The sequence below is a fragment of the uncultured Ilumatobacter sp. genome, from assembly GCF_963980585.1.
Classification (GTDB): domain Bacteria; phylum Actinomycetota; class Acidimicrobiia; order Acidimicrobiales; family Ilumatobacteraceae; genus Ilumatobacter_A.
On record NZ_CAXCAM010000007.1, the window covers coordinates 1 to 26,588 of the forward strand.

Sequence of the window (26,588 nt, forward strand, 5' to 3'; positions counted from 1 at the left end):
CAAACCAGACCGTTGGTGCCACACTCTTCCAGAAGCAAATGCCTCCGTGGAGCGAGAAACTAAGCTATACGCAACGAGGACCTGGCACAACCTGCCTCAACGATCTATTTCGACGAGGTGGTGAGACTTCTTGCCTTTCCGCAGCAACAGGTACCTCCCATGGAGCAGTTTCTGGTCGCTGAGCTGGTCTTTTTCACCGAGCTGCACCCCATTGGCGTAGACCGCATGTTGAGCCAGCGTGCGACGCGCGTCACCATTGGATTGTGCGAGCTCCGTGGCCACCAAGACCCCAACGGTGTCATCCAGTTCGCTGGCGCGCATCCGGCTGTGCGGGATCTCGCCGGCGAGGGTCGCAAACGCGACCTCGGACGCACCGGTCGGATCCTTGCTGAACAGCAGATCGGCCGCCTCGTTCGCTGCAGTTGCCGCTGCAGCTCCATGGACGAGTGTGACCATGTCGTCGGCCAACGTCTTCTGACCAAGGCGTCGCTGCGGTGCCTCGGCGTGGCGAGCGGCAACGGCTCGAATCTCGTCGACCGGCCGAAGCGAGAAGGTGAGGAGCTGCGCCTCGACATCGTCGTCTGCAGTCTGCATCCAATGCTGGCGGAACTGGTACGGGCTGGTTTTGGCCGGATCCAGCCACACGCGCGCGCCCGTCGTCTTACCGAGCTTGGTTCCGTCAGCGGCGGTGAGCAGCGGCCAGGAGAAGGCATGCACGTGAGCCTGACGTTTGCGCCGAATGAGGTCGACGCCAGAAATAATGTTGCCCCACTGGTCTGAACCACCGATCTGAATCGTGCACCCGAGATGGTCGTGGAGCCACAGGTAGTCGTTGGCCTGCAGCAGCATGTAGCTGAACTCCGTGAACGAGATGCCGTGCTCGGAATTGATCCGGACTTTGATGCTTTCGCGAGCCAGCATCTGATTGACCGTGACGTGTTTTCCCACGTCACGGAGAAACTCGAGGATCGTGATCGAATGCGTCCAATCGCGATTGTCGACCAGCGTGCCGCGCTGCTCATCGGTCAGATCGACGATGCGGCCCAGCTGCTCCTTGATCTTGGCGACGTTGTACGTCAAGGTCTCCTCGTCGAGCAGATTGCGCTCTTCGGATCGTCCGCCTGGATCACCGACCATGCCCGTGGCACCACCGGCCAACGCGATCGCCCGGTGGCCGGCATCTTGAAATCGACGCAGCACCACCAAACCGATGAGGTTGCCCACGTGGAGACTGTCCGCCGTCGGGTCGCACCCGTAGTAGACACCGGTCGGCCCCTCGGCGACCTGGGCCCGCAAGTATTCACGGTCAGTCGAATCGTGGATGAGGTTGCGGGCTTCGAGGTCTGCGATCAGGTCGCCGTTCACGAGAGTCATATCCGGATCAAGGTTACTCTCGCCGCATGGACGACCCGAGTGACGAATTGGAACTCGAGCGACGGTTTGCTGAGTCCGCGGTCACCTCGCTCCCGCGGGCCCCGCTCTACGCAGCTCTTTCGGCCGGCATCGCAGCGGATCCGGGCCTGCACCGGTTACTCCTCGACGCCCCGCCGACCCAACGACTTCCGGTACTTCTGTTCGCAAGCATTCACTCGCTGCTGATTGCAGAGCCGACCCACCCACTCGCCGACTGGTATCCAAATCTCCGGTCTGTGCCGCGCTTGCCAGATGATGACGAGTTGATGCCGACGCTCTCAGCGTTCGTCCGCGATCACCTCGACGAGATCAAGCAGCTGGTGTCGACCCGGTCAACCCAGACGAATGAAGTCGGCCGTTCGCTGCTGTTCCTGCCACCGCTCGGCATGATTGCCCAAGAGGTTGGGGCCGTGACGATGATTGATGTCGGTGCGAGCGGCGGGTTGAACCTCTTGCTCGACCAGTTCGCGTATCGATACGAGCCCGACGACGGGTCACCGGCATCGACCGTGGGCGCTGATTCGACCGTCACCCTGACTGCCTCCACTCGCGGCGCCGTGCCGATCCCTGCCGTACTCCCGACGATCGCCGGACGGCTCGGTATCGACGCGAGTCCAATTGATGTCACCAACGACAGGCAGGCACGTTGGCTCGAGGCTTGTGTCTGGCCGGACCAACCGGAACGTTTTCGTCGTCTCCGCGCCGCCATCGAACTGGCCAGAATCGACCCTCCCCGCATCGTGAAGGGCGATCTCGTGGCTGAAATGTCCGAGGCCATCGAGCGCATCCGCCCGCTCGGCCACCCGGTGGTCACCAACTCGTGGGTTCTCAACTATCTGCACGACCGTGAACGCGACACATTCCTGGACGAACTCGAACACATCGGTGCCGCAGGCGACCTGTCGTGGATCGCTGCCGAGGCGCCGGCTCTCACCGCTGGGCTACCGTGGCCCCACGAGATCGCCGAGAACTGGCAAACCCAACTCCTCCTCACCACGTGGCGTGACGGCATCCGCACCGTCCGCCATCTCGCCCACTGCCATCCACACGGATTCTGGATGCATTGGCAGTGAACCGGTGAGTCGCTTCGCTGTTCAGTCGAACAGCTCTTCAAGGTGTTCACGCGCCTCATTGAGTTCGGCGAACAAGATCTCGTTCATCGAGTTGTCGTACGCAGCTTCGGGGTCTGCTCGAACTGCGCGGTCGAGGGCGTAGGCATCGTCACCGACAAGAATCCGCCAGCGTTCGGCGAGGACGTCAGTGAGGATGACCGTGGCTGCCTCGGCTGCGGTCATTGGGGCGTTGTCGTGGAACATCTGATCAGCGACCGCCATCAGTTCACGTTCTTCGTCGTTCAGGTTGCGGGCTCCGAAGTTCATCGAATTCTGAACAATCGACGTGCCGATGTGCCCAGGCATCACGACCGAGACCAGCACATGTGGCGCGTTGACCGCCATGTCGGTGATCAACGCTTCGGTGAAGCCCTTCACGGCGAACTTTGCCGCGGAGTACGCCGTGTGCGGCCGGTCGGGACCGATCGAGGCCCAAAAGCCATTCACGCTGGAGGTATTGACGATGTGCCCCTCATCGGACGCAATCAGTGCGTCCAAGAACGCGAGAACACCCCAGCGCACACCGTTGAAACAAATATCGAAGCACCGGTCCCAGCTCTCTCGCGTGTCCGTCACCAGGCTTCCACCGCCACTCAGACCCGCATTGTTGAACAACAAGTTGATGTGCTCGGTGTCGTGATCCGCAAGCACAGCATCACGGAAGACGAGCATCGCAGCCTCGTCGCTCACGTCGCAGACGTGGGTCGAGATCCGAATATCGGAAGCCGGCGCGGCGGCGCGAGCCAGCGTCGCGGTTTCCTGCATCCGCTCGTCGGAGAGATCACACATCGACACGTGGGCGCCAGCGGCAGCCAGTTGGACCACCAGCTCTCGGCCCATGCCAGTGCCGCCACCCGTGACGACTGCGATCTTGCCTGCAAAGCTCTTCATCAGCGCGAAGCTACTGCCGACGAAGTCGCGGCGAAGAGATGGCCGTGCTCCACCATGCTCGCCCTGTGCTTCGGCACACCGGCGTCAATCACCGTGACAGTCGCGGCTCCTGCTCAGGATGAAGGGCGAAGGGTCGCAGTACCGACCTCGTTGGCCGGCACGACCGGAACGCGAAACCGCCACGGAGTTTCGATGCCCTTGGTAATGCCAACGCGTGGTCCGCTGCGGGGCACGAGCGGCGGTGGTTGTCCGTCGTCGACAATGGCAACGGGTCCGTCGAACAGGTCTGCTCCGTCGTGATGGGCCCCAATGCCCAACGCCTGACAGAGCTTGCCCGGACCATTGGCCAAGTCGGCATCGGGGCGTCCCACACGCCGTCGACGCATCGCATCAATACCTTCGGTGGGCTCGACGGCACGGATTAAGACCGCTTGTCCGCTCCCGAGCGGACCTGTCACGACGTTGGCGCACTGGTGGATGCCGTAGCTGAGGTAGACGTAGAGATGCCCGGCCGGGCCGAACATCACCGTGTTGCGCGACGTTTCTCCGTTGAACGTATGGCTCGCCGGATCATCGGGCATATAGGCCTCGACCTCAATGATCCGACCGCTGCACATGATTCCGGCGACATCAACGACCAGGCATTTCCCCAGCAGGTCCGGAGCAACCTCAGGCGCGTCACGCTCGAACCACGCTCGGTCGATCGGTTGCGCCAGGCCAGGCACTCAGTCGACCGAGGCGAGGTCTCGGATTGCGGTGATCTCATCGGCGAGCATGGTGCGATACGACGCCACCTGCTCGTCTCGCGCCGCAGGCCCGGCAGCCCCACGCGAAGTCCGCATCTGAACACCCACGCCCGGACGGACCAGTGCTGCTGCGTCTGGCCCGAGCACTGGGTCAGCTGCGACGAGGTCGGCCAAGCGACCCTTGCCGGCGAGACAAGCCTGCACATGTGCACCGACGACAGCGTGCGCTTCTCGGAACGGCATACCGTCACGCACGAGAAACTCAGCGAGGTCGGTCGCGGCCATGGTCTCCTCATCGGCGGCTGCTGCCATTGCGTCGGTGTTGAATGTTGCCGTGGCAATCATGCCGGTCAATGCGGCGACCGCGAGCGTGACTTGCTCGACCGAGTCGAACAGCGGCTCCTTGTCTTCCTGGAGGTCGCGGTTGTACGCCATCGGCAGCCCCTTGAGCGTGGCCAACAAACCAGTCAGATTGCCGATCAGACGACCGCTCTTGCCGCGGGCCAGTTCCGCGATGTCGGGGTTCTTCTTCTGGGGCAACATCGACGAGCCGGTTGCATACCCGTCGTCGAGCCGAGCAAAGCCGAACTCGCCTGAGGTCCAGAGCACCCACTCCTCTCCGATGCGGGAGAGGTGGATGCCGATCAGCGCAAGGTTGAACACGGCCTCGGCCACGAAATCCCGGTCACTCACTGCATCGAGGCTGTTGTCGAATGCCTTGGCAAAACCGAGGTCTGCGGCGTTGCCGACAGGGTCGATCGGGAGCGACGATCCGGCGAGCGCGCCGGCGCCGAGTGGTGACACGTCGAGGCGATGCAATGTGTCGACGAGCCGGCTGACATCACGGCCGAGCGCCCATCCGTGTGCCATCAGATGGTGCGAGAGCAACACTGGTTGGGCGCGTTGCAGGTGGGTGTAGCCGGGCAGGTACGCGTCGCCTGCCTCAAGCGCTTGGTCGAGCAAGGCTTCCTGCATCTCGATGAGGCGGATGGCGACGTCTTTCAGTTCGCGCTTGCACCAGAGTCGGAAGGCGGTGGCCACCTGGTCGTTTCGGCTCCGGGCGGTGTGGAGCTTGCCGCCTGCTGCACCGGCAATCTCGGTGACTCGGCGTTCGATGGCGGTGTGGATGTCCTCGTCGCTATCGACAAAATGGAACCCGCTGCCCTCCATCTCGTCAGCGACTTGGTCGAGTGCGCCGAGGATCGCGTTGCGCTCGTCCTCGGTCAGCAATCCGACGCGGGCAAGTCCCCGAACGTGGCCCTTGGAACCGGCGATGTCGTCGCGCCACATTCGCTGGTCGTACGGAAGGCTGACGGTGTAGGCCAGCAGCGACTCTGACGGGCCACCGGTAAAGCGACCGTGCCACAACGTCTTGGCCTGTTCCGGCAAGTGTGCGTCGCGCGCGAATTCATTCTTGTCATCGAGATCCATGGAGGCCTTTCAGTCCGCCGTTCGCCGTCGACTCAGTCGAGTCCAGCGAAGTCTTTCAAGTCGTTGCAGAGATCTGTGCCATCGGCGTTGACCGAGATGCACATCAGCGTGTCGTCACCAGCCACGGTGCCGAGCAGACCGTCGGGCCGGCTGCGGTCGAGCGCTGAGGCCACGACGTGAGCACACCCGGGCGGGGTACGTAACACCACAATGTTGCCGGAGACCGCCACTTCGGCGACCCACTCCCCCATCACGCGCCGGAGCTGGTCAACTGGTGCAATCCGGTCAGGCGCAAATTCTGGAATGGCGTACACCGTGTTTCCCCCGGGGACACGTACCTTGACCGCGCCGATGTCATCGAGGTCGCGCGACACCGTTGCCTGCGTGGCGTCGATGCCTTCAGCCGCCAACAGGTCGATCAGATCGGGTTGGCTCGTGACCTCATGATCGCCGACGAGTCGCACAATGAGGGTTTGACGCTGCACCTTGCTGGTCATGTCTCGACCCCCATCAAGAACGCAAGCGCGCCCCGTGCGGCGTGCATCCGGTTGTGCCCCTGCTGAAAGACGACTGAGCGAGGACCGTCGATGACCGATGCTGTGACCTCGAAGCCGCGGTAGGCCGGCAGGCAATGCATGAAGATCGATGCGGGACCGGCAGCATCCATCATGGCGTCGTCCACGGTGAAGCCGTCGAACTTCTGTCGCTTGGCTTCTTTGTCCTCTTCTTCGCCCATCGACACCCAAGTATCGGTGTGCACCGCGTGAGCCCCGACAACCATCTCGATAGGTCGGTTGCCCTGTTCAACTGAGGCGGCGCCGAGCAAGAGGATGCGGTCAATCTCAGCGTCGTCGGCTTCGAAGCCGAGCGGGCAAGCGAGGCGGATGTGCATCCCCAGTCGGGCTGAGATTTCAGCCAGCGATCGAGCGACGTTGTTGTAATCACCGACGTACGCCACCGTTTGGCCTGCGAGGTCACCGAGGTGCTGACGCATCGTCAGCGCATCGGCGAAGGCCTGCAACGGATGGGAATGATCGCTGAGCATGTTGACAACGGGCACCGTCGCGACGGCGGCGAGCCGGGTGATGGTCGAGTGGTCGTACACGCGGGCGGCGATCAACGCGTGGAATCCTTCCATGATCCGCGCCACGTCTTCTACTGGCTCGCGGGTGTCGAATCCGACTTCTTCGCCGCGTGTGAACACCGGGTGGCCACCGAGCTGGACGACCGCCATTTCCATCGAGTGCCGAGTCCGAGCCGACGGCTTTTCAAAGATCAGCGCGACGCCTTGGCCCGTGAGCGGCCGAGGCAAGTCGGCCAGCGGGACCTCGGCGAGATCAAGTATCGCTGTGACTTCCGCGGCACTGAAGTCCGCGATGTCGATGAGGTGGCGGGTCATGAGCCAGCTGCGATCTGTTCGTTGAGCGCGGATCCGATCATCGCCACGGCCTCGGCCACCTCCGCATCGCTGATGTTCAGCGGTGGGATGAGACGAATGGTGGTGGGATTGACGGCGTTCACGATGAGTCCGGCTTCGAGGAGGTCCGCGTAGGCGACTCGCGCATCGATTCCATCAGCAAGTTCGACTCCGAGCATCAGTCCATGCCCACGGACACCGACGACGCCGTCAAGTTCGAGGAGCGCAGTCACCAGCTTCGCGCCGGTGGCAACGGCTAGCGCTGGTGCATCGATGCGGAGCATCTCGTCGATCGTGGCGTTGACCGCTGCCGTGGCAATGGCAGTCCCAGAGTACGTGCTGCCATGGTCACCGGGCTCGAAGACAGCAGCGACATCGGCACGCGCCCAGCAAGCACCGACGGGCATCCCATTGCCCATTGCCTTGGCCAGAGTGACCACATCCGGGCTCACACCTGCATGCTCGAACCCAAACCATCTACCAGTGCGGGCAAATCCGGTCTGAATCTCATCGACCATCATCAACGCACCGGTCTCGTTGCAGAGTTCGCGGATACCTCGCAGGTACTCGGTCGTGGCCGGATTGACACCACCCTCGCCTTGCACCGACTCGATCAGCACGGCAGCAACCGAACCATCGACCGCTGCGCGCATCGCGTCGAGGTCTCCCCACGCGACGTGCTTGAACCCGTCGGGCATCGGGAAGAACGGCTCGTGTTTCGTCGGTTGCCCCGTTGCTGCCAACGACGCCAAGGTACGGCCGTGAAAACTGCCGAGCGCGCTCACGACGGTGTGCCGCCCTCGGCCGCCATGCTTGCGCGCGAGCTTCAACGCACACTCGTTGGACTCGGCGCCCGAGTTAGTGAAGAAGATCTGCCCGTGTTGGCCCGTCGCGTCAAACAGCAGGCGGTTGATCTTGACCGCGGCCTCTGTTGCCACCGGGTTGGCAAAGAAGTTCGACACATGCAGCAACCGTGTCGACTGGTCACTGATTGCCTGCGCGATTGCAGGGTGGCTGTGACCGAGCGATGTCACGGCGATACCAGCCAGAAAGTCGAGGTAGCGCTTGCCGTTCGAGTCCCACAGCTCGGTGCCACTTCCCCGCTCGAACATGATCGAAGGCGGACCGAACACCGGCATGAACGGGCAACTCTGCGCTCCCGGGGTGTCGAAATCGTGGCTCATGACCTTGTTCCTGTCTGTTCGGTCCCGGTGTTTTCAATCATCGTGCCAATGCCGTCGTCGGTGAACAGCTCGAGCAGCAGCACATGCGCAACTCGACCGTCGAGAATGTGGCCCCCATTGACGCCGTTGCGCACAGCATGCGTGCAACTGTCGATCTTGGGGATCATCCCGCCTGCGATGATGCCGTCGGCAACCAATGCGTCGAGCTGGTCAGCAGTCGTCCGCCGAATCAACGTGGCCGCGTCGGCAACGTCGCGGCGCAATCCTTCGATGTCGGTGAGATAGATCAGCTTCTCGGCACCAAGCGCCTCGGCGATCGCTCCGGCAGCGGTGTCAGCGTTGATGTTGTACGCCTGGCCGGTCTCGTCGCTGCCGATCGTGGCGATGACCGGAATGAACTCGTCGTCCAAGAGCCCGTTGATGACCTCGGGGTTGATTTCCGTGACATCGCCGACGAAACCCAGCTCGGGGTCGCGTGCTTCGGCCCGAATGAGGCCGCCATCGACGCCACTGACACCGACCGCGTAGTTGCCGTGCACGTTGATGGCGGCGACGAGCTGCGGGTTGACCTGTCCTTTGAGCACCATGCGGGCAATTTCGACGGTCTCGGCATCCGTGACCCGGAGCCCATTGACAAACTCGGACTTCTTTCCCAGCCGTTCCATCAGGGCGGTGATCTGCGGGCCACCGCCATGCACCACGACGGGACGCATCCCGACCAGCCGCATCAGCACGATGTCCTCGGCAAACAACGTCAGCGGATCGTGGCCCTCGGTGCCCGCCAACGCATTCCCGCCGTACTTCACGACAATCGTTTTGCCGGCGAAGCGGCGGATGTAGGGCAGTGCCTCGACCAATGTGGAGGCGCGTAGTCCGGCCTCGTCGATGATCGGGCTCACGGTGCAACTCCGACGGTGGTCAGGCCAGCGCCCTCGTCGAGCCCCAACGCCACGTTGGCCGCTTGAACTGCGCCGCCGGATGCGCCCTTCGTGAGGTTGTCGATGGCACACATCGCAAGGACCATGCCGGTCCGCTCGTCGAACCGCGCCGAGACGTGTGCGGCATTCGACCCCATCACCGACTTGGTCTGCGGCGCGCCATCGATCACTGCAACAAACGGTTCGTCAGCGTAGAACTCGCGCATCACGTCCATCACCGTGTCCGCCGACGCTGCGGCGGTGGCCGGCGCAGTGCACGTGGCCAGGATGCCTCGGCTCATGGGGACGTGGTGTGGCGTGAACAACACCTGCGCCCCGATCTCCTGCTCGATCTCGGGGGTGTGGCGATGAGTGAGCAGGCCGTACGCCCGCGTGTTCGAATCGATGCTGGTGAACATGTTCACGTCGCTCGCTGCGCGGCCCGCACCGGTGATCCCGGTGAGCGAGTTCACAGCGATTCCGGCCGTGGCGATCAGTCCGGCATCAACCAGCGGCTTCAGCGCCAGCGCCGCGGCCGTGACGTGGCAGCCAGGTGTGGCGATGAGCTGTGCGCCTTGCAAGTCGATTCGGTGGAACTCGGGGAGGCCGTACACCGCGTCGCCAAGCATCTCGGGTTGGGTGTGCTCGAATCCGTAGAACTCGGGGTACTGCGTGGTGTCCTGGAGCCGGTATGCCGCCGAGAGGTCGACGACACATCCGACCTTGCCCACGATCTGCGGAGCAAGGTCCATCGATGCTGCGTGGGGCAGGCCCAGAATCACGAGGTCGAGACCATCGAGCGACGCCGGATCAAACTGTTCGAACACCAAGTTCGGGTAACCCAGTTCGAGCGAGGGGTACACATCAGCAGCTCGGCGGCCTGCCATCGAGTCACCTGTGGCGAGGCGCACGTCGAAGTGGGGATGCTGTGCCGCGATGCGGAGCAGTTCAGCGCCGGTGAACCCCGATGCACCGATGATACCGACGTTGATCTTCGTCATTGTATGATCATACAGTCAACTGCATGATCATACAACGAACACGAGTCACCGCAGCTGAGCTGCCATGGCGAGTTTCGAGTCACCAGATCCGGCAGACTGTTCCCGTGTTTCCGAGCGCACCCGTCACCAAGGGTCGACTTCTCCTCGCCGCCCCGCCACTGGAGGACCCGAACTTCGACCGCACGGTCATCTATGTGCTCGAGCACCATGACGAAGGCGCAGTCGGCGTTGTCATCAATCGTTCCAGCGACGAGGCTCTCGACGAACCGCTCGACCGGTGGATCGACCTCCAGACGGCCCCCAGCTCAGTGTTCGAGGGTGGACCTGTTGAATCGACGGCGCTGATCGCGCTCGCTGCGGCCAAAGATCCCGATATCGACGACGAAGCGCTCACACCAATCGTGGGAGTCATCGCCTCCGCCGACCTCACCGCTGATCCAGCGATCGTGGCCGCCTCGGTCAACGAAGTCCGAGTCTTCCGCGGCTATGCGGGGTGGGGCCCCGGTCAACTCGAAGGCGAAATCGATGCTGGCGCCTGGCTCGTACTCGATGCACAAACCAGCGACGTGTTCACCAATGCTCCTGACGAGCTCTGGCGCGAAGTGCTGCGGCGCCAACCCGGTCGCCTGGCCTGGCTGGCCAATGCCCCCGATGATCTCAGCATGAACTGAGATCAGCGGACCGTCAGCACGTCGATGGCCTGCTGCGCTCGATCAACCGGCACGAGAATGTGATCGTGATGGAAGCCAGCCAGCACGTTGCACGGGATACCGGCTTTGCCGAGCGTGGCGGAGAACGCCGCAGTCAACCCCACCGCTTCAAGACTTGACTGGACCGTGAGCGAGAGCCACGCCATCTCCAGCTCAACCGGCAGGCCTGCTCGCTCGGCGGCCTCGACGGGCAGGACCAGAGTGGTGAGGTCACCTTCGGTGACCACCCCATGGGCTGCAGCGAGCAATTCCGGTGCCGGCGTACGCACAGTGGCATAGGTGAAGACACCCGGACGCCGCTCGACACGCAACGTCGCCAGCATCTTGTCGAGATCAGTCTCTCCCGGAGATGTCATCCCGTCAGCTTCGCAGCTCGGCGCCCAGCTTGATTGTCGCTGTCTCAACCCCTCGTCGCACGTCGGCGATGTCAGCATCAGTCAGATTGCGATCAATTGCTTGGAGACGGAGGCGGTACGCAAGCGAACGGCTGCCGTCCGCAACGCCGGTCCCCCGATACACGTCGAACAGTGACATGTCGACGAGGAGCTTTCCTGCACCCTGCCGGATCGCCTTGTCGAGCTTTTCCGCGGGAATGTCGTTCGGCAACGTAAATGCAAGATCGAGGTCGCTCGATGGCTGGCGGCTCGTCGCCTTCCACTGCGTCGGCTTTGGCTCGCGACCCAGCAACTGGTCGAGATCCAGCTCGAGAATTGCCACTCGCTCGTGGACATCAAACGCCGCAAGCACATCAGGCGCAACTTCGCCGACCGCACCAAGTGGCTCCTTGCCTGCCTGCAGCGTCGCGGTACGCGTGGGATGGAGCCCTGCGGGCACTCGGCTCTGATCAACTCGAGCTCCAGCACCGAGTGTGTTGACGAGCTCGCGCCACACCGCCACAGCGGCGGGCGCTTCCTCGCCGGCGAGCACCACCGTCAGCGCTTCGTATTCGGCGGGCAGTTCCCCGTCACTGGGCGGATACACGTGGCCGATCTCGTACAACCGCACACCGGTGCGACGATGGGACTCGTTGAATGCGAGCGCCTCCAGCAGGCCGGGACGCAGTGACGTGCGCAGCACGCTCTCTTCCATCACCAGCGGGTTGGTGATGGAGATCGCCTCGGGAGGCAACCCCGCTTTGGCCAGCGTGCCAGGGGCCAGAAAGGGGTTCGGCATGGCTTCGGAAATACCGAGACCAAGCAGTACTTCGCGCACCAGCCGCCGGCGCTGTTGGTGCGGCGTCAGGCCGCCGTGGACGGTGGACTTCGGCACAGACTTGCCAAGCTTTTCGTAGCCATGGTGGCGTGCAACTTCTTCGATGACGTCGACTTCATCGGTGGAGTCGAGCCGCCAGGTAGGCAGCACGACACTGCGAGTGTCCCCCACGCCCGACACCGTGTAGCCGATCGGGTCGAGTAACGCAGAAAGATCATCAGCGATGAAATCGGTGCCAAGGAGACGGTTCACGGCGCCGACTCGCACGTCGACCGACCGCTCGGCGGCGGGCAGGAAGTCGCTTCGGGCGTCTGCTCCCCCGGCGTGCACGACGAGGTCCGGGCATGTCTCAGACAGGAGTTCGGCGAAACGGAGCACGGCGTTTGGCATGCCGTGCGGATCAACGCCGCGTTCGAAACGAGACGACGCTTCGGAACGCAAATTGGTGCGGGTCACGGTCTGGCCAATGCCAACGAGGCTGAACCAGGCCATCTCGAGGGCGACCGTCGTGGTTGCATCGCTGATTTCAGAATCGAGGCCACCCATGATTCCACCAACGCCGATCGGCGTGTCGTCGGCATCACAGATGAAAAGGTCCTCCGCAGTGAACGTACGAGCATCCCCGTCAAGCGTGGTCAGCAACTCGCCGTCGTTGGCAAGCCGGATACGGAACCCGCCACCACCGAGGGTGTCAAGGTCATAGGCATGGTTCGGCTGGTTCAGCTCGAGCATCACGTAGTTGCTCACATCCACGACGTTGCTGATCGGGCGCATGCCAGCTGCGGTGAGACGATTGGCCATCCAGTCCGGTGACGGCTTCACTTCGACGCCCGAGATCACCGTCGAGGTGAAACGGGCGCAGCGATCGCCATCGACGATCTCGACCGGCGTCGTACGCGCTTCGCCGGCGACTTCGAAGGCAGGTACCGGCGGGCGGAACTCGACGCCCATCTTGGCAGCGAGGTCGCGGGCGATCCCGACGTAGCCCCAGCAGTCCGGACGGTTGCGGGTCACGTCAGCATCGATCAGCACATCGAGGCTGAGCCCAAGTGCCTCGCCGTATGGCAGACCAAGCGGTGTGTCGGGATCGAGCAAGCGGATGCCGGAGTGGTCGTCGCCGAGGCCCAGTTCGGTGGCGCTGCAGAGCATTCCTTCCGAGTCGATGCCCAGGATGCCGCGTCGCTCGATGGTCATCCCGTTCGGCATGGTCGTGCCGAGTGTGGCGAGCGGAACGATGTCGCCTTCGGAGATGTTGTCAGCCCCGCACCAGACGTGCAGCTCGTCGCCGGCACCAGTAGTGACGTGGACGCGTTGCACCTTGGCCGCATCGGGGTGCGACTCGAGACGATTGATCTTGGCCGTCACGACGCCCTCGACCGTTTCGCCGATCACCTCGACCGACTCCACTTCGAGTCCGAGCGCGGTGATTGCGTCAGCGACGCGCGCGACCGCTGCGCTGTCGGTCGGATCGGCGAAGTCGCCGTATTCGTTGAGCCATGAAAGAAGGATCTTCATCAGAACTGCGCTCCTTTAGAACTGCTCGAGGAATCGGATGTCATCGGCGAACATCTCGCGGATGTCCGCCACGCCATGGCGCATGATCGCCATGCGGTCGATACCGAATCCAAAGGCAAATCCGCTCCACTCCTCAGGGTCGAGGCCACCGGCGCGTAGGACGTTCGGGTGCACCATGCCCGAACCGCCCAACTCGATCCAGCTGCCATCTGGTCGTTGGATGTCGAACTCGGCCGATGGTTCAGTGAACGGGAAGTAGCTCGGCCGCAGGCGAGAGTTGAACCCCGGCCCGAAGTAGGCCTTCGTGAAGGCGTCAATCGTGCCGGCAAGGTCAGCCATCGTGATGTTGCGATCAATGACCAGACCCTCGATCTGATGGAACACCGGCATGTGTGTGGCGTCCGGCGTATCGCGACGAAACACCCGCCCCGGCGCCACGATGTAGATCGGCGGTTCTTCATCCAGCATCGTGCGAATCTGCACCGGCGACGTGTGCGTACGCAAAACCGTGGAACCCGGTTCGCCTCCTGGCGGCACGTGGTCGACAAACAACGTGTCCCACTCTCCGCGCGCCGGGTGGCCAATCGGCATGTTGAGCGCTTCAAAATTGTGCCAGTCAGTCTCGACTTCGGGGCCTTCCGCCACACGGAACCCCAAGCCGACGAAGACGTCTTCCAACCGCTCCCAGGCCTGGGTAGCGAGGTGAGCGTGGCCGCGAGTCGGCGCTCCCATGAATTCAGTGAGATCGAGTCGTTCGTTTTCGACCTGCTCTGCCAGGGCCGCAGCAGAGAGAACGGCGCGCCGGGCGTCGAGGGCCACATCGACCGCCGACATCGCGTCGTTGACGGCAGCGCCTGCCGCCTTCTTCTGCTCGATTGAATCGAGGCTGCCTAACTGCTTCTTCAGCGCAGCGAGTTCGCCCTTCTTGCCGGCGTACCTGGTCGTCAGGGCAACGATGTCTTCCAGGGAGGCGGCTGCCTCAATGTCGGCAAGTGCTGCGTCTTTCGCAGCGATGATGTCAGTGATCACGAGAGTCCTTTCAGGTCATCCGGATGAGACGCGTCAGTCCCCGGACGAACGGCAAAACGTGGGCAGGAGCAATTGAGCGCTGGGCACGTCCCCCGGTCACCCGGGGAACAGAAATCGCTGCGACTGCAGATTCACGAGGGGCAGGATAGCCCGTCAGACTGCTCGATCAGTCGATCAGTTCTCTGAGTGAGCCAGCGATCTGGTCGGAGCGGTCAGCTGCAGACCGTCGAATCATCCAGCGACGGGCTCGGCGAACCGCAATCGGTTTCCGTCGGGATCAGCGATCTCGAAGTCCCGCGCCCACGGCATCTCGTCGATGGTTGCGCCCGACAGCGCGGCAAGCGGCTCGACGGCATCGACCCAGATGTAGAGCAGCCCGGGTGTGGCGATGTCGCCGGTGTGCTCCGACAGGTGGATCTCGGCGTCGCCACGCTTGATTCCGACATAAGCAGGCAGGTGCGGCTCGAATCGATGTTCGAACACCACCTCGAACCCGTAGTGCCGGTACCACTGGACTGCAGCGGCAGCATCCTGAGTCGGGAGAATCGGAACCACCCGTGTCGCCATCTCGACCACGTTACGAGAGTCAGGAACGTTGGCGGGCAGCCTCGAACGCCAAGACCGTGGTGGCCATGGCGACGTTGAGTGACTCCGTACGGCCGTGATGCGGAATGGTGACCCACTCGCGGATCGGCCCGGCGGCGTCGTCCCATTCGTCGGGAAGGCCCGCCGCTTCGTTCCCCATCACGATGGCGACGCGTCCGGTGAGGTCGATGTCGGTATGCGGGTGCACGGTTCGGCCGTCAGTGTCGTGACTGCTTGAGCCGATCAGCCGGAGGCCTGCAGTTCGCAACTCGTCAAGCTCGGCAACGACCACCGGCACGTTGAACAACGCCCCGGCCGACGAGCGGACGACTTTCGAGTTGTAGGGGTCGACGCCGCCAGGCGTCAGCACAACCAGGTCAGCGCCAGCGGCTTCAGCCGACCGTAGAATCGTGCCGAGGTTGCCCGGGTCGCTCACCCGGTCAAGCGCGACGACCAAGGACGCTGCGAGCAGCCGTTCGTGCACGTCGCCAACCTCGGGCATTCCCACGATGGCAATCGGCGGCTGTGGAGCCGCGGTGGAGGCAACTCGCTCCAGCACGCCTGATCGAAGCTCGTACACCGAACCAGCGCCGTCGATTGCTGCATCGCTGCCCTCGGGCACGAACTGCGCGTCGACGCGCCAACCAGCGCGTACTGCTTCAGCGACGAGAACAGGGCCCTCGACGACGAACACACCTTCGTCGTAACGCGAACTGCGACGCCCCAGGAGGCGTCGCAGATCTTGAACTCGTGAGTTTTTGTAGTCCAGAGCGCTCATGTGCTCTGGAAACTACTGGTCAGAGAGCTGCCTTCGCGCTTTCGACCAGTTTGGCGAACGCTGCGGGCTCGGTGACCGCGAGCTCCGCGAGGATCTTGCGGTCGACTTCGATGCCAGCGGCGTTCATACCGGCGATGAACCGGCTGTAGCTCATGTCGTGCTGGCGGGTGCCAGCGTTGATCCGCTGGATCCACAGGCGACGCATTTCGCCCTTGCGCGCACGCCGGTCGCGGAAGGCGTAATTGCCCGACCGCATGACCTGCTCGTTTGCGGCCCGGAACGAACGGCTCTTATTGCCGTAGTAGCCCTTGGCCTGCTTCAGTACCTTCTTGTGCCGCTTCTTGGACGCGACGCCACGTTTCACTCGTGCCATTGTCTTTTCCTTCTACTCAGCGCTCAGCCAGGAGGCGCTTGATCTTGCGGGCATCGCCCTTGTGAACGTCGGCATCGCGGTCGAGGCGATGCTTGCGCGAGGACGACTTGCCCTCGAACTTGTGCTGGTTGTTCTGCTGCTCATGGCGCAGCTTTCCGGTGCCAGTCTTCTTGAACCGCTTCGCGGCGGTCTTCGATGTCTTCATCTTGGGCATCGAACGCTCCTTATTCAGTTGTTTCCGACTCGGCGGTGGCCGTGTCGGCTGCTTCGGCTGCTTCGGCTGCTTCGACTTCGGCGACCTCTTCGACCTCGACGGCTTCCTCAACCGGGGCGGTTGCCACAGGCTCAGTCGACGCTTCGGTGTCGGTTGGTGTCTCAGTCTCAGCGGCTGCGCTTGCGGCCTCTGCTTCTTTGGCAGCCTCGGCGGCTGCCTTCTTCATTGCTTCTTGGGCTTGTTTGTCCGGGGACAGCACCATGGTCATGCTGCGGCCCTCGAATCGAGCTTGGGTGTCGACTTTGGCGGCCGGCCCCACTGACTCAAGCACATCATCGAGAATCTTCGAACCGAGCTCCGGGTGGGCCATCTCACGGCCGCGGAATTGCAGCGTGATCTTGACCTTGTGGCCTTCGTCGATGAATCTGATGACGTTGCGTGTCTTGGTGTCGAAGTCGCCCCTGCCGATTTTCGGCCGGTACTTCACTTCTTTCACCGTGACGTTGGTCGATTTTTTACGAGCCTCTTTGGCCTTTTGGCCCTCCTCGTACTTGAACTTTCCGTAGTCCATGATCCGACAAACGGGGGGATTCGCACCAGGTGCGACCTCCACGAGATCGAGATCAAAGCCACGGGCCATTCGCAGCGCTTCGGGAACCGCTTTGATTCCGAGTTGGTCACCTGTGGGTCCGATGAGTCGGACTTCGCGTGATCGGATGCGGTCGTTGATGCGATGCTGGTCGCCGCGTTGTTCGTTTCGAGGTGCTATGAGACTGCTCTCCTGTACAAATGGGCCTCCCCATGTTTTGAATGTGATGGCGCTCAACGCGAAATGTCACGGAGCGGCCAACACAAACACGCCACGGACATCTCTCGATGTCGTGCCGTGCACGTGGCTGGTCTCAGCCGGGACCTGGACGCACGGTTGAAGTTTCCGTTGTTCTCGGGAACTCGCGGTCGTGGCCAGGTGGGAGTTTCCCCCACTTCGCCTCAATTGTTGCTCGGTAGGCTACCGCACGTGACTGACGAAAGTGCTCCAACGCCAGATTCCGACTCCGACCACACTGCTGAATTCGCAGATATCAATGAAGGCCTCGCCGGTTTCGGCGCCGAGCCCGAGCTCGATCAAGAGTCCATCGATGCCATGCAAGAAGCACAGCGGGCGATGGAAGACGCTCGATCACGTCTCGCAGACGTTCCTGCCGAAGTCGTGGTGACGAACCACGTCATGGGCCTGTACGAGTTGGCCGCCATCCACCTGTCGGCCACTCCCCCTGACCTCGAACAGTCCGTACTGGCCATAGATGCCGTTGCCTGCCTCGTCGACGGTCTCGGCGACCGCCTCGGCGAAGAAGCGCCCACGATGCGCGATGCACTCAACAACATCCGCCTCGCCTTCGTGCAGATCAAAGGTGCCGAGCAGCCCTCCAACAGCTGAACCCCGCCCGAAAAATGATGGAAAATGGGCGTTGAGCGACGATTTCCCCTCACATTTCGGTCAGGGGTGACGGGCGAAGCGGCCGAGCGGGGCGTCGACCACGCGTGAATTGCGCACGATCACGTCCTCCTCGGCAAGGATGTCGGCCTGAAGCTGAGGATTACTTGACCTCAGATGACCCGAGGCGTTGACAACGCGCCACCACGGAACGTCGACGTCAGTGTGGCCGACGATACGACCGACAAGACGAGACATCTTCGGATACCCAGCGACGTCAGCGACATCGCCGTAAGTGGTCACTTCGCCTTCGTTCAGCGACAGCAGCACCTCGAGAATCCGACGCTCTCGCTCAGCGCGGAGCGATGCGTCGTCAACCATCTGAATACCCAAGCAGCCGAATTCAGGACCGGATGCGAGCGGCTTCGTAACGGCCAAATTTGGCGAGGAGGTCGAACGAGACGGCCGTGCCGACGGCAATCGACCGGCTCCCGTCTGAGATCTCGATGCAGTGGAATGGGTGTTCGGAGCCGTCCTCGGACGTGATGGTTCCCAGGCCGACCGATTCGTCAAAGGCCGTGACCGTCCCCGTCGAGGTGGTGGTCACGGCACGATCTTGGAAATCGACATCTCGAGCAAGTCGGTGGCTCCTGCCTCACGCAACGCCGGGATCACCAGGTTGACCGTGCGCTTCTCGATGACTGATTCGACTGCGTACCCTCCACCGGACAGTGGTGACACCGTGGGCGACTTCATCGACGGCAGGACGGCAAGTACCGCATCGCGATGATCCTCATCGACGTTCAGCTTCAGGAGCACCTTGCCCCTGGCATCAAGAACGCCGTTGAGCAGGGTCATCACCTGCTCCATTGCCTTGCGCTTCTCCGGATCGGCGAACGCGACCGGATTTGCCACGACTTCGGTATAGCTCGTGAGAATCGTGTCGATCACCTTGAGACCGGCAGCACGAAGGGCTCGACCGGTTTCGGTGATCTCGACAACACAGTCGGCAATGTCAGGAATCTTGGCCTCGGTGGCGCCATAGGAAAGTCGAATGTTGGCCTCGACACCCTGCTGCTCGAAGAACTTCTTCGTGATACCGAGGTATTCCGTCTGGACACGCACGCCGTTCGGGAGGTCCGTCACCGACTCTGCCGCCGAATCGCCCGCCACTGCGACCACCATCCGAATTGGCTTCGAGGTGTTCTTGGAGTACTTCAGTTCTCCGAGGCTCTCGACAACGCTGCCCGTCTCCTCGACCCAGTCGCGACCGGTGATACCAATATCGAAGAGCCCTTCGGCGACGTACGTCGGAATCTCCTGGGGACGCAAGATCCGGACCGACGCGATTCGGGGATCGTCGATCGTCGCTTGATAGTCGACCGATGAGGAACGGTTCACAGGCAGGTCGGCAGCGTCGAACAATTCGAGCGTTGCCTTTTCGAGTGAACCCTTGGGGAGAACGACATTGAGCACGCCGTGAGGGTATCGAGACTCCGCCGCTGACGACCTGCGAGTTTCAGTGACGCCTGCTCCCGGCCTCGACGCAACTCAGAGTGACGCCTGCTCCCAACCTGATGTCACTGGGTTTGTGGTCAGTGTGAGTTGTCCGTGTCGTGCAACAACCGAAGCGCATGCGGCAGCACGTCGAGGATCGCGTCGAGTTGTTCGACACAGCCCTTGGTACTGCCCGGGGTGTTCACGATGATCGCGTTGCCCCGGATACCGGCAACCCCACGCGAGAGCCGACCGAGCGGGTTGCACAGGCGCATGGCCTCGGCGAGACCGGGAGCTTCGCGTTCGATGACCGCACGCGTGCCTTCCGGTGTCTGGTCCCGTGGAGCAAAACCCGTGCCGCCTGTCGAGACCACGAGTCCGGCGAAACCATCGGTCAGTTCCGTCAACGCCGCAGCGACGTTGTCCGTGCCATCAGCGGTGACCCGCTGCTCGACTACGTCAAACCCTGCCACCACGAGATGAGCGGCGAGAGCTGCGCCGCTCTTGTCATCGCGCGTGCCGTGGATGACTCCATCACTGCAGGTCAGCACCTTCGCCTGTTGCCGGTCAGCCGCCATCGATGCACTCATGTGACCCGACGGTAGCGAATCAGCACCATTCCGTCAGTGTCTGCATCGTGCGGCAACACCCGCCACCCGTGCCCGAAACGCCGCCACGTGCCGACTGCAGGTTCACTGGGATCGACTTCGAATCCTGCAGGGGTCGGATGATCGATCGACTCCTCAGCCGTCACCGTGCACACGCTGTAGATGAGTCGGCCACCTGGCTTGACCAGCGTCGCGGCCGCAGCGAGCAGCCCACGCTGCAGCACGGCCAATTCGGTGATGTCGCTGGCTTCGATACGCCAACGAGCATCTGGACGACGACGCAGCGCGCCAAGTCCCGAGCACGGTGCATCGAGGAGCACCGCGTCGAATGAGGCCGGGCGGAATGGCGGCGCAGTCCCGTCGGCGGTGACCACCGGGAGCTCGAGGTCGAGCTTGATGGCGTTCTCGCGGACGAGCTGCACACGGCGGTGACGCATGTCTGCCGCGATGACGAGCGCACCGTCGTTGGCAATCGCTGTCGCCTTCCCGCCCGGAGCTGCACACACGTCGAGAACGCGCTCGTCGGGGCCAGCGTCGACCGACGCCGAAACCCACTGCGACGATCGGTCCTGCACGTAGCCATCGGCACGCGCTGTCACCGGGGGCGGCTCGTTCATCCGCTCCATCGCAGAAATTGCTTCGTCACCGAGTTCGGTCACCAGCCGATCGGCCAGCCAGTTGGGGTAGCTCAGCCGCGATGCGTCAGAAGGCCACGTCATCGACTCGATCGGCGAGTCGGCAACGCGGCGCAGCACAGCATTGACGAAGCCACGGGTCTTACCCGGCGCGAGTTCCACGGTCTCGCTGACCGCGGCGTGCGCCGGCACCCCCGCATACGCGAGCTGATACGCACCGAGCCGAAGGAGCGAGCGGGTCGCATCGTCAGGAGGCTGGCTGACAAACCGGTCGATGATCGCATCGCAGGCACGCCGCATTCGGGTCGAGCCGTAGACGAGCTCGGTGGCAAAGCGCCGATCTTGATCAGACAGATTGGATGCCGCCAGCGTCGGACCGAGCACGAGGTTGGCGTACGCCCCGTCGTTCTCGATGCGCTGCAGCACATCAAAGGCCAGTTGGCGAGCTGTCTCGCGCTTCTCGGTGTGTGCACGCGGATCGGTCCGGCCTTTGTCGTTCCAGTCCGAGTTCTGGAGTGCGGCGCGACGCTGCTTGCGATTCAACGGTTTCGTGTCATCGACGGGAGGCCCCGACGGCGCGGTCCAGTCGCTCACAGCGTTCCGAACAATTCGTTGGCAGTTGGTTGCGCGCCGTTGCGCCATGCTGCGAAGTCCATAGGGCCCTTGCCTTCCGGTTGCACTGATGTCGGAACGAGTACGCCATCCACGAGGTCGGCCGCATGGATCTTCAAGCGCTTGTCGCGGAACGTGGTCCACGCTCCCCCGACTCGAATCAGCCGGTGAACGTGCTCGGCAGGCTGCGCCCAGTCGATTTCGAAGTCCGGCTTCGCGAACTTCGCGGCGTACAGCGTCTCGCCGTGTTGCGGCTCGGCCGTATCGATCCACTCGGCGAGCGGTGTGTTCAGCGTCCGCACGAGCAGGTCTGCTGCGATGTCAACCAGCCGAACGCGCAGCTCCGCGGCGGTTGTGTCGTCGGTGATCGGCGTCGTGACGCAGTTGTACACTCCGCCGGTGTCGAGACCTTCTTCGAGGGCCATGATGCACACGCCGGTCTCGCTGTCGCCTGCGAGGAGCGCTCGCTCGACAGGTGCCGCTCCGCGCCATCGCGGCAACAGCGAGAAGTGCGCGTTGACCATCGGAATGACCCCAAGGATATGCGGCCTGATCATCCGGCCGTAGGCAACAACGACCCCCAGCTCTGCACCGTCACGCTCGACGGCCAGGATGACGTCATCCGGATCGTGCGAGACAGGGAGGCCCAATTCAATGGCGGCGGCCTTGACCGGGCTCGGTGACAGCGCTCCGCCTCTCCCCCGCTTCTTGTCGACACGTGTGACGACGAGCACGATCTCGTGGCCAGCTGCGTGCAAGGCCTGAAGGGGTGGCACCGCCATCTCGGGTGTGCCGAGGTAGACGAGCTTCATTGAACTGGCCTGATCAGGAGAGACCCAGACGCCTGCGGAGCGGTTGGCGCTCGGTCGCGCCCTCAGCGGCTTGTTCTTCAATTCGCCGGTACTCGCGCATCGCTTCTTTGCGCTGGTCGCCCTCAAGGCGATCGAACATCAACACACCGTGGAGGTGGTCGATCTCGTGTTGAAACATGCGCGCTTCCAACTCGTCGGCTTCGATCTCGATGATCTCGCCGTCGAGACTGACGCCACGAACCAGCACCTTCTTTGGCCGAAGCATTTCGACGTACAACCCCGGAATCGACAGGCAGCCTTCGTCGAAGACCCATTCGCCGTCGGACTCGACGACTTCAGGGTTGACGATCGCCAGTGGCTCATCGCCCAGATCCCAGACCACCACCTGCTTCTGCACGCCAATTTGCGGGGCCGCGAGCGCCAAGCCGTTGCCGGAGTCGATGAGCGTGTCGAACATCTCGTCGACAAGGCGGATGACCTTGCCGTCGATATTGTCGACCGCGGCCGCCTTGGTCTTCAACACGGGATCGCCGTATGTCCTGATCTTGTACGACATTCCTGCCAGGCTACGACGCGTGGACCCGGTTGACGACGCTCATTACTTCGATGACGACCCCACCGTGGCGTCTGCCCCGGTGGTGATCGACGTCATGCTCCCCGACACCGCGTTCGTGATGGAAACCGATCGCGGTGTCTTCAGCCGCGGTCACGTCGACTCGGGGACCAATCTGCTCCTCCGCGCCGACTTGCCACTCGCTTCGACGGGACATCTGCTTGACCTCGGCGCTGGCGCCGGACCAATCGCCTTGGCGATGGCGCTGCGATCGCCACACGCCACGGTCTGGGCCGTTGACGTCAATTCTCGGGCCCGCGAGCTGTGTCTGCGCAATGCGCGACGCAATGGCATCACCAACATGCAAGTGGCAGCACCCGGTGACGTTCCTCCGGAGATCCGGTTCGCGACGATCTGGTCGAATCCGCCGGTCCGTATCGGCAAACCCGCGATGCGCGCACTTCTCCTGGAGTGGCTGGCCCGCCTCGACGAGGGAGGAACCGCGTGCCTGGTCGTCCAAAAACACCTCGGTGCTGACTCGCTGCAACGTTGGTTGCAGCTCGAAGGCTTCCCCACCCAGCGGACCGCCTCGAAGACCGGCTTCCGTCTCCTCGCTGTCGCCCCGCGCGCCCTGTGACGCCGACGCGGGACTTTCGGCCCTGCCTGTCCCGCCAATTTCAACGTCACATGGGAGCTACGACAACTGAGAGAAGCGACAACATGACCCAGCACGCGACCGGCACGCAACATCCTCCGGTTGGACGGCGTCGGTTCCTCGCCACGCTTGGAGGCGGTGCCGCTGTGGTCGGCCTCGCCGCCTGCGATGCTGACGGGCCCGACGGCCCGGGCACCGCATTTTTCGATGAGGACCACCCTGTCGACGCGTCCGCCGGTGCCGTCGAGACAGTCCAGGTCACCCAAGCGGTGGCTCCCACCTTTGATGACCGTTCTGATTCGATCATCCCCGCCCTGACACGCCTTGCCGACCTCTCGACCGCGGACAAATCCGAGGAGCGGATGGCCTACGCGCCGCTGGTCCCCGAGCGCGCACGACGCAGCGACCAACGCATCGTCGAGTTCGACATTGACGTTATTGAGGGCGAGTGTGTCGTCGACCCCGCCAACAACGTGTCCACCCTGATGTGGGGCTTTCGCATCGGCGGCGGCGGCGCCGCAGGTACGACTGTGGCCCCCGGCGAGTCCGCAACGATCAACGCCCGTCTGTTGTACCCCGGGGCGTTCATGTATCACTGCGCATTCGGTGACGTGCCCGAACACATCACACACGGGATGTACGGCATGTTCATCGTCGACCCTGAAACACCGCTTCCTGACGTCGATCACGAGTGGGCGATCATGCAGTCGGAGTGGTACTTGGGCGAACCGAACGAGGACGGCGTGGCCGAGTTCGATCGCGATCGCCTCGAACTTGAGCACCCGACCTACGTGACGTTCAACGGACGCACCGACGCACTGGTCGACGACAACTCACTTCAGATGCAGGTCGGCGAGCGCTCGCGGTTCTACATGGTGAACGAAGGTTTGAATCTCGATGCCAACTTCCACCCGATCGGGTCCCACTGGGACGTGGTCTACCCCGAGGCAGCGACGCACCCGGTCAACCGCGTGATCCGGGGCTCGCAATCAACGCTGGTCGTCGCCGGCGGCGGAACGGTGACCGAACTTGTCGGGCATGTCCCGAGCACGATCATTCTCGTCGACCACGCACTCGTGCGGACCTTCTACAAGGGGTGCATCGGCCTGGTTGTTGTCACCGGCGACGACAACGCGATTCTGACAGTCGGCGACGATGGTCTCTCCGCTGCCGCCGACAACGAGCCTGCGGCACCGGCCGGAGCCGGAGACCCGAACACGGTCCTCATTCCGGCTGGCGCCTACGACCCGGCAAACGCAGACACCGCGTACTCGCCGCAGGCAATGTCCGTTGCGGTCGGCACCACGGTGACGTGGATCAACGAAGACTCGGTGTTCCACACGATCACATCCGGGGGCAGCAACGGTACGACCGTCACGCCGAACGGAGAATTCGACTCCGGTGAGGTTCAGACCGGTGAGACCTACGCGCACACCTTCGACACACCCGGCACATTTGACTACTACTGCACCCCGCACCCCTGGATGATCGGACAGATCGAAGTGACAGGGTGATCAGAGGCGGGGCGGGTCGACCTCCACGCGCAGACGGCTGCCCTTGGGGCGTTCGGCGACATTGAGTTCGGTGCCGAGGGTGGTCCAGTCGTCGGCTCGAAGTACGAAGCCTGTTGCCTCGTCTCCACCGACCTGTACCCCCTGGCCAAGTTGGCCGACGAGCTCAGCAGCCCCGGTCCCGACAACTCGGGCGAGCGCGCCGAACGGAGGCAGACCAAGCATGACCCGTCGTTCGCGCTCGCTGCGAACGACGATGTCGGGATTGCCTTCGGCCGCGGCCCGAATCACCTCGTGGTCAGGAGAAAAGGTCTGGACCAATACCTCGGGGGCCAGGCGACCCGCCCGAATCAGCAACGACATCGCCTGTTCTGCAGCACGGAACCGAGGGGCGAGCATCTCGGAGTCGAATTCGAGGAAGGCCACAACATCAGCGTTGGCCACGCGGTACAACACCGCCTCGGTCCCGACGTAGACACCGGCCGAGGCCACCGCCTCGGTGTCGGTACCGCTGACTTCAACGACCGGTCGAGCCGCAGCCCCCTCGAGTTCCTCGCGCAAGCGGCTGATTCCAGGCCGGAGGTTCGCAAAGTTGGTGGCGCCGCATTCCTGGCACACCGCGGGCCGCGTCGCTCCGCAACGAGCGCAGTCCAACCGGAGGTCACTCGATTGACCGACGGCTGCATCACATCGCTCGCAGCGGATCAATGACTGACATGCTCGACAGGCCATGAGCCTGGCTCGACCCGTGATATTGCTCACGCAGACGACAGTGAGGTCGGGGTTGCGGATTCGATCGATCAACGCCGAAGTCACCAGTGACTTCTTCCACGGCTCCTCGTCGGTCCGGTCCACGACCGTGATCGTCGGCCACGCCAAACGCTCGCGCGTGAACGGTGGGTGCACCACTCCGCCGTCGCCGGCGGCCGTCTCGATCGCCGTCAGTGTCGGAGCCGGCGAGACCACGAGATGGGGAACACCCAGGCGTCGGCATCGTTCAACAATGACGTCACGTGCGTGCCAGGTGGGCGAGCGTTCCTCTTGGAGTGCCTCGTCGTGTTCATCGAGGACGACCGCAGCCGCCATGTCCGGGCAGGGCGCCCACGCCGCCGATCGCGGCCCAATCACCAGATCGACGCCGCCCACCGCCGACGCCCAGTCATCTGGCATGAGCGCAACGGACACCCCCTCGCGACGAAGTCGCAATGCAAACGAGTGGGCATCGACAATTGTCGGCGTCACTGCCAGGGTGGGACCACATGCAATTGCTGAGCGCAGCGCCGGCAACACGTCGCTCCGCGGCGGCAGCCGCAGCACCCCGCCCCCCGACTGGAGTATCTCAGCAGCGGCAGGCGATGTCGCCCCTAGCTCCGACGTCGACCGACGTTGAGAAGGCAACGAGGTGATCGCCCGCTGTGGTGACGCGGCAACGATGAAGGGCCGCGGGCGCCGAGCTGCCCACCGGACGGCGGCCCAGTCGGCGAGGTCAATCAACGACGCGTCAGGGCCGTGGCCGGTCACCTTGGCAATCGGCTTCAAGGCATCGGCGCCAACGGCGGCCTCACCGTCATCGAGCATCTTTGTGACCCAACCACCGATGCGGCGCCCATGGAGTTCGACGCGCACGATGGTGCCGACTTGGACCCTGGGCGCAAGTTCCTCGGGAATGAGGTAGTCAAAGCTCTTGTCGAGCCCGGTGACGTTCGGGAGAACCCGAGCGACCCGAACAATCATGTGGTGCC

At 63.2% G+C, this 26,588-nt stretch carries 30 protein-coding genes; 5 read left to right on the forward strand and 25 right to left on the reverse strand.

The features are described from left to right. Positions 1-96: 96 nt before the first annotated feature. The gene (gene tyrS, locus ACH2DW_RS03675; protein WP_394928358.1) at positions 97-1,374 is read right to left on the reverse strand and encodes a tyrosine--tRNA ligase; all 1,278 of its coding nucleotides are present in this window, start codon (positions 1,372-1,374) and stop codon (positions 97-99) included. Positions 1,375-1,400: 26 nt separating this feature from the next. On the opposite strand from tyrS, the gene ACH2DW_RS03680 reads away from it, so the two are divergent. Further along, on the forward strand, positions 1,401-2,486 hold the full coding sequence (locus ACH2DW_RS03680; RefSeq protein WP_394928359.1) for a DUF2332 domain-containing protein: 1,086 nt from the start codon (positions 1,401-1,403) through the stop codon (positions 2,484-2,486). A gap of 21 nt (positions 2,487-2,507) precedes the next feature. Here ACH2DW_RS03680 and ACH2DW_RS03685 read toward each other — a convergent pair whose 3' ends face one another. The 8 genes from ACH2DW_RS03685 to argC all read right to left on the reverse strand — a co-directional run bounded on the left by ACH2DW_RS03685 (position 2,508) and on the right by argC (position 10,112). Further along, on the reverse strand, positions 2,508-3,416 hold the full coding sequence (locus ACH2DW_RS03685; RefSeq protein WP_394928360.1) for an SDR family NAD(P)-dependent oxidoreductase: 909 nt from the start codon (positions 3,414-3,416) through the stop codon (positions 2,508-2,510). A gap of 113 nt (positions 3,417-3,529) precedes the next feature. Next, positions 3,530-4,141, reverse strand: a complete 612-nt coding sequence (locus ACH2DW_RS03690; protein WP_394928361.1) for a DNA-3-methyladenine glycosylase — start codon at positions 4,139-4,141, stop codon at positions 3,530-3,532. Further along, positions 4,142-5,593, reverse strand: a complete 1,452-nt coding sequence (gene argH, locus ACH2DW_RS03695) for an argininosuccinate lyase (protein ID WP_394928362.1) — start codon at positions 5,591-5,593, stop codon at positions 4,142-4,144. 32 nt (positions 5,594-5,625) lie between these two features. Then, positions 5,626-6,090 carry an arginine repressor gene (gene argR / locus ACH2DW_RS03700; RefSeq protein ID WP_394928363.1) on the reverse strand — a complete coding sequence of 155 codons (465 nt, stop codon included), beginning with the start codon at positions 6,088-6,090 and terminating at the stop codon, positions 5,626-5,628. Next, a complete protein-coding gene (gene argF / locus ACH2DW_RS03705) occupies positions 6,087-6,992 on the reverse strand; it encodes an ornithine carbamoyltransferase (RefSeq protein WP_394928364.1) in 906 nt (301 codons plus the stop codon). The genes argR and argF overlap by 4 nt, the downstream gene beginning before the upstream one ends. Continuing rightward, complete coding sequence (locus tag ACH2DW_RS03710; RefSeq protein WP_394928365.1) at positions 6,989-8,194, reverse strand: aspartate aminotransferase family protein; 1,206 nt, start codon at positions 8,192-8,194, stop codon at positions 6,989-6,991. The genes argF and ACH2DW_RS03710 overlap by 4 nt, the downstream gene beginning before the upstream one ends. Next, on the reverse strand, positions 8,191-9,093 hold the full coding sequence (gene argB / locus ACH2DW_RS03715; RefSeq protein WP_394928366.1) for an acetylglutamate kinase: 903 nt from the start codon (positions 9,091-9,093) through the stop codon (positions 8,191-8,193). Before argB ends, ACH2DW_RS03710 begins: the two co-directional genes overlap by 4 nt. Beyond that, positions 9,090-10,112 carry an N-acetyl-gamma-glutamyl-phosphate reductase gene (argC, locus tag ACH2DW_RS03720; RefSeq protein ID WP_394928367.1) on the reverse strand — a complete coding sequence of 341 codons (1,023 nt, stop codon included), beginning with the start codon at positions 10,110-10,112 and terminating at the stop codon, positions 9,090-9,092. The genes argB and argC overlap by 4 nt, the downstream gene beginning before the upstream one ends. A 23-nt stretch (positions 10,113-10,135) precedes the next feature. Here argC and ACH2DW_RS03725 point away from each other — a divergent pair, with 23 nt between their 5' ends. After that, a complete protein-coding gene (locus ACH2DW_RS03725; RefSeq protein WP_394928368.1) occupies positions 10,136-10,783 on the forward strand; it encodes a YqgE/AlgH family protein in 648 nt (215 codons plus the stop codon). Positions 10,784-10,785: 2 nt separating this feature from the next. Here ACH2DW_RS03725 and ACH2DW_RS03730 read toward each other — a convergent pair whose 3' ends face one another. The 8 genes from ACH2DW_RS03730 to infC all read right to left on the reverse strand — a co-directional run bounded on the left by ACH2DW_RS03730 (position 10,786) and on the right by infC (position 17,354). Then, on the reverse strand, positions 10,786-11,178 hold the full coding sequence (locus tag ACH2DW_RS03730) for an ACT domain-containing protein (protein WP_394928369.1): 393 nt from the start codon (positions 11,176-11,178) through the stop codon (positions 10,786-10,788). A 4-nt stretch (positions 11,179-11,182) separates the two neighbouring features. Beyond that, positions 11,183-13,549, reverse strand: coding sequence for a phenylalanine--tRNA ligase subunit beta (gene pheT, locus ACH2DW_RS03735; RefSeq protein ID WP_394928370.1), 2,367 nt, complete (start codon positions 13,547-13,549; stop codon positions 11,183-11,185). A 15-nt stretch (positions 13,550-13,564) separates the two neighbouring features. Further along, complete coding sequence (pheS, locus tag ACH2DW_RS03740) at positions 13,565-14,578, reverse strand: phenylalanine--tRNA ligase subunit alpha (RefSeq protein WP_394928371.1); 1,014 nt, start codon at positions 14,576-14,578, stop codon at positions 13,565-13,567. Between the two features lie 231 nt (positions 14,579-14,809). Beyond that, on the reverse strand, positions 14,810-15,145 hold the full coding sequence (locus ACH2DW_RS03745) for a glyoxalase superfamily protein (protein ID WP_394928372.1): 336 nt from the start codon (positions 15,143-15,145) through the stop codon (positions 14,810-14,812). A 19-nt stretch (positions 15,146-15,164) separates the two neighbouring features. Continuing rightward, complete coding sequence (locus ACH2DW_RS03750; protein WP_394928373.1) at positions 15,165-15,941, reverse strand: TrmH family RNA methyltransferase; 777 nt, start codon at positions 15,939-15,941, stop codon at positions 15,165-15,167. Positions 15,942-15,960: 19 nt separating this feature from the next. Continuing rightward, positions 15,961-16,314, reverse strand: coding sequence for a 50S ribosomal protein L20 (gene rplT, locus ACH2DW_RS03755; protein ID WP_394928374.1), 354 nt, complete (start codon positions 16,312-16,314; stop codon positions 15,961-15,963). Positions 16,315-16,330: 16 nt separating this feature from the next. After that, entirely contained in the window at positions 16,331-16,528 is a 198-nt protein-coding gene (gene rpmI, locus ACH2DW_RS03760) for a 50S ribosomal protein L35 (protein ID WP_394928375.1), read from the reverse strand. 10 nt (positions 16,529-16,538) lie between these two features. After that, a complete protein-coding gene (infC, locus tag ACH2DW_RS03765) occupies positions 16,539-17,354 on the reverse strand; it encodes a translation initiation factor IF-3 (protein ID WP_394928376.1) in 816 nt (271 codons plus the stop codon). A 192-nt stretch (positions 17,355-17,546) separates the two neighbouring features. On the opposite strand from infC, the gene ACH2DW_RS03770 reads away from it, so the two are divergent. After that, the gene (locus ACH2DW_RS03770) at positions 17,547-17,966 is read left to right on the forward strand and encodes a hypothetical protein (protein WP_394928377.1); all 420 of its coding nucleotides are present in this window, start codon (positions 17,547-17,549) and stop codon (positions 17,964-17,966) included. Positions 17,967-18,026: 60 nt separating this feature from the next. Here the strand turns inward: ACH2DW_RS03770 and ACH2DW_RS03775 are convergent, their stop codons facing one another. The 7 genes from ACH2DW_RS03775 to def form a co-directional block, all read right to left on the reverse strand. Next, complete coding sequence (locus ACH2DW_RS03775) at positions 18,027-18,344, reverse strand: MGMT family protein (protein WP_394928378.1); 318 nt, start codon at positions 18,342-18,344, stop codon at positions 18,027-18,029. 22 nt (positions 18,345-18,366) lie between these two features. After that, complete coding sequence (locus ACH2DW_RS03780; RefSeq protein ID WP_394928379.1) at positions 18,367-18,570, reverse strand: cold shock domain-containing protein; 204 nt, start codon at positions 18,568-18,570, stop codon at positions 18,367-18,369. Beyond that, positions 18,567-19,439: an ATP phosphoribosyltransferase gene (hisG, locus tag ACH2DW_RS03785; RefSeq protein WP_394928380.1), complete on the reverse strand. Its 873-nt coding sequence runs from the start codon at positions 19,437-19,439 to the stop codon at positions 18,567-18,569. Before hisG ends, ACH2DW_RS03780 begins: the two co-directional genes overlap by 4 nt. A 119-nt stretch (positions 19,440-19,558) precedes the next feature. Beyond that, the gene (locus ACH2DW_RS03790; RefSeq protein WP_394928381.1) at positions 19,559-20,050 is read right to left on the reverse strand and encodes a molybdenum cofactor biosynthesis protein B; all 492 of its coding nucleotides are present in this window, start codon (positions 20,048-20,050) and stop codon (positions 19,559-19,561) included. Next, positions 20,047-21,297 (reverse strand): transcription antitermination factor NusB, encoded by a 1,251-nt coding sequence (locus ACH2DW_RS03795; RefSeq protein WP_394928382.1) that lies wholly within the window; start codon positions 21,295-21,297, stop codon positions 20,047-20,049. The genes ACH2DW_RS03790 and ACH2DW_RS03795 overlap by 4 nt, the downstream gene beginning before the upstream one ends. After that, on the reverse strand, positions 21,294-22,127 hold the full coding sequence (locus ACH2DW_RS03800) for a methionyl-tRNA formyltransferase (protein ID WP_394928383.1): 834 nt from the start codon (positions 22,125-22,127) through the stop codon (positions 21,294-21,296). The genes ACH2DW_RS03795 and ACH2DW_RS03800 overlap by 4 nt, the downstream gene beginning before the upstream one ends. Positions 22,128-22,140: 13 nt before the next feature. Next, a complete protein-coding gene (gene def, locus ACH2DW_RS03805; RefSeq protein WP_394928384.1) occupies positions 22,141-22,683 on the reverse strand; it encodes a peptide deformylase in 543 nt (180 codons plus the stop codon). Positions 22,684-22,702: 19 nt separating this feature from the next. On the opposite strand from def, the gene ACH2DW_RS03810 reads away from it, so the two are divergent. Together ACH2DW_RS03810 and ACH2DW_RS03815 are read left to right on the forward strand one after the other, a co-directional pair. Next, entirely contained in the window at positions 22,703-23,317 is a 615-nt protein-coding gene (locus ACH2DW_RS03810; protein WP_394928385.1) for a class I SAM-dependent methyltransferase, read from the forward strand. 83 nt (positions 23,318-23,400) lie between these two features. Next, entirely contained in the window at positions 23,401-24,849 is a 1,449-nt protein-coding gene (locus tag ACH2DW_RS03815) for a plastocyanin/azurin family copper-binding protein (protein WP_394928386.1), read from the forward strand. On the opposite strand, the gene ACH2DW_RS03820 is transcribed toward ACH2DW_RS03815, so the two are convergent. Next, positions 24,850-26,580, reverse strand: coding sequence for a hypothetical protein (locus ACH2DW_RS03820; RefSeq protein ID WP_394928387.1), 1,731 nt, complete (start codon positions 26,578-26,580; stop codon positions 24,850-24,852). Between the last annotated feature and the right edge of the window lie 8 nt (positions 26,581-26,588).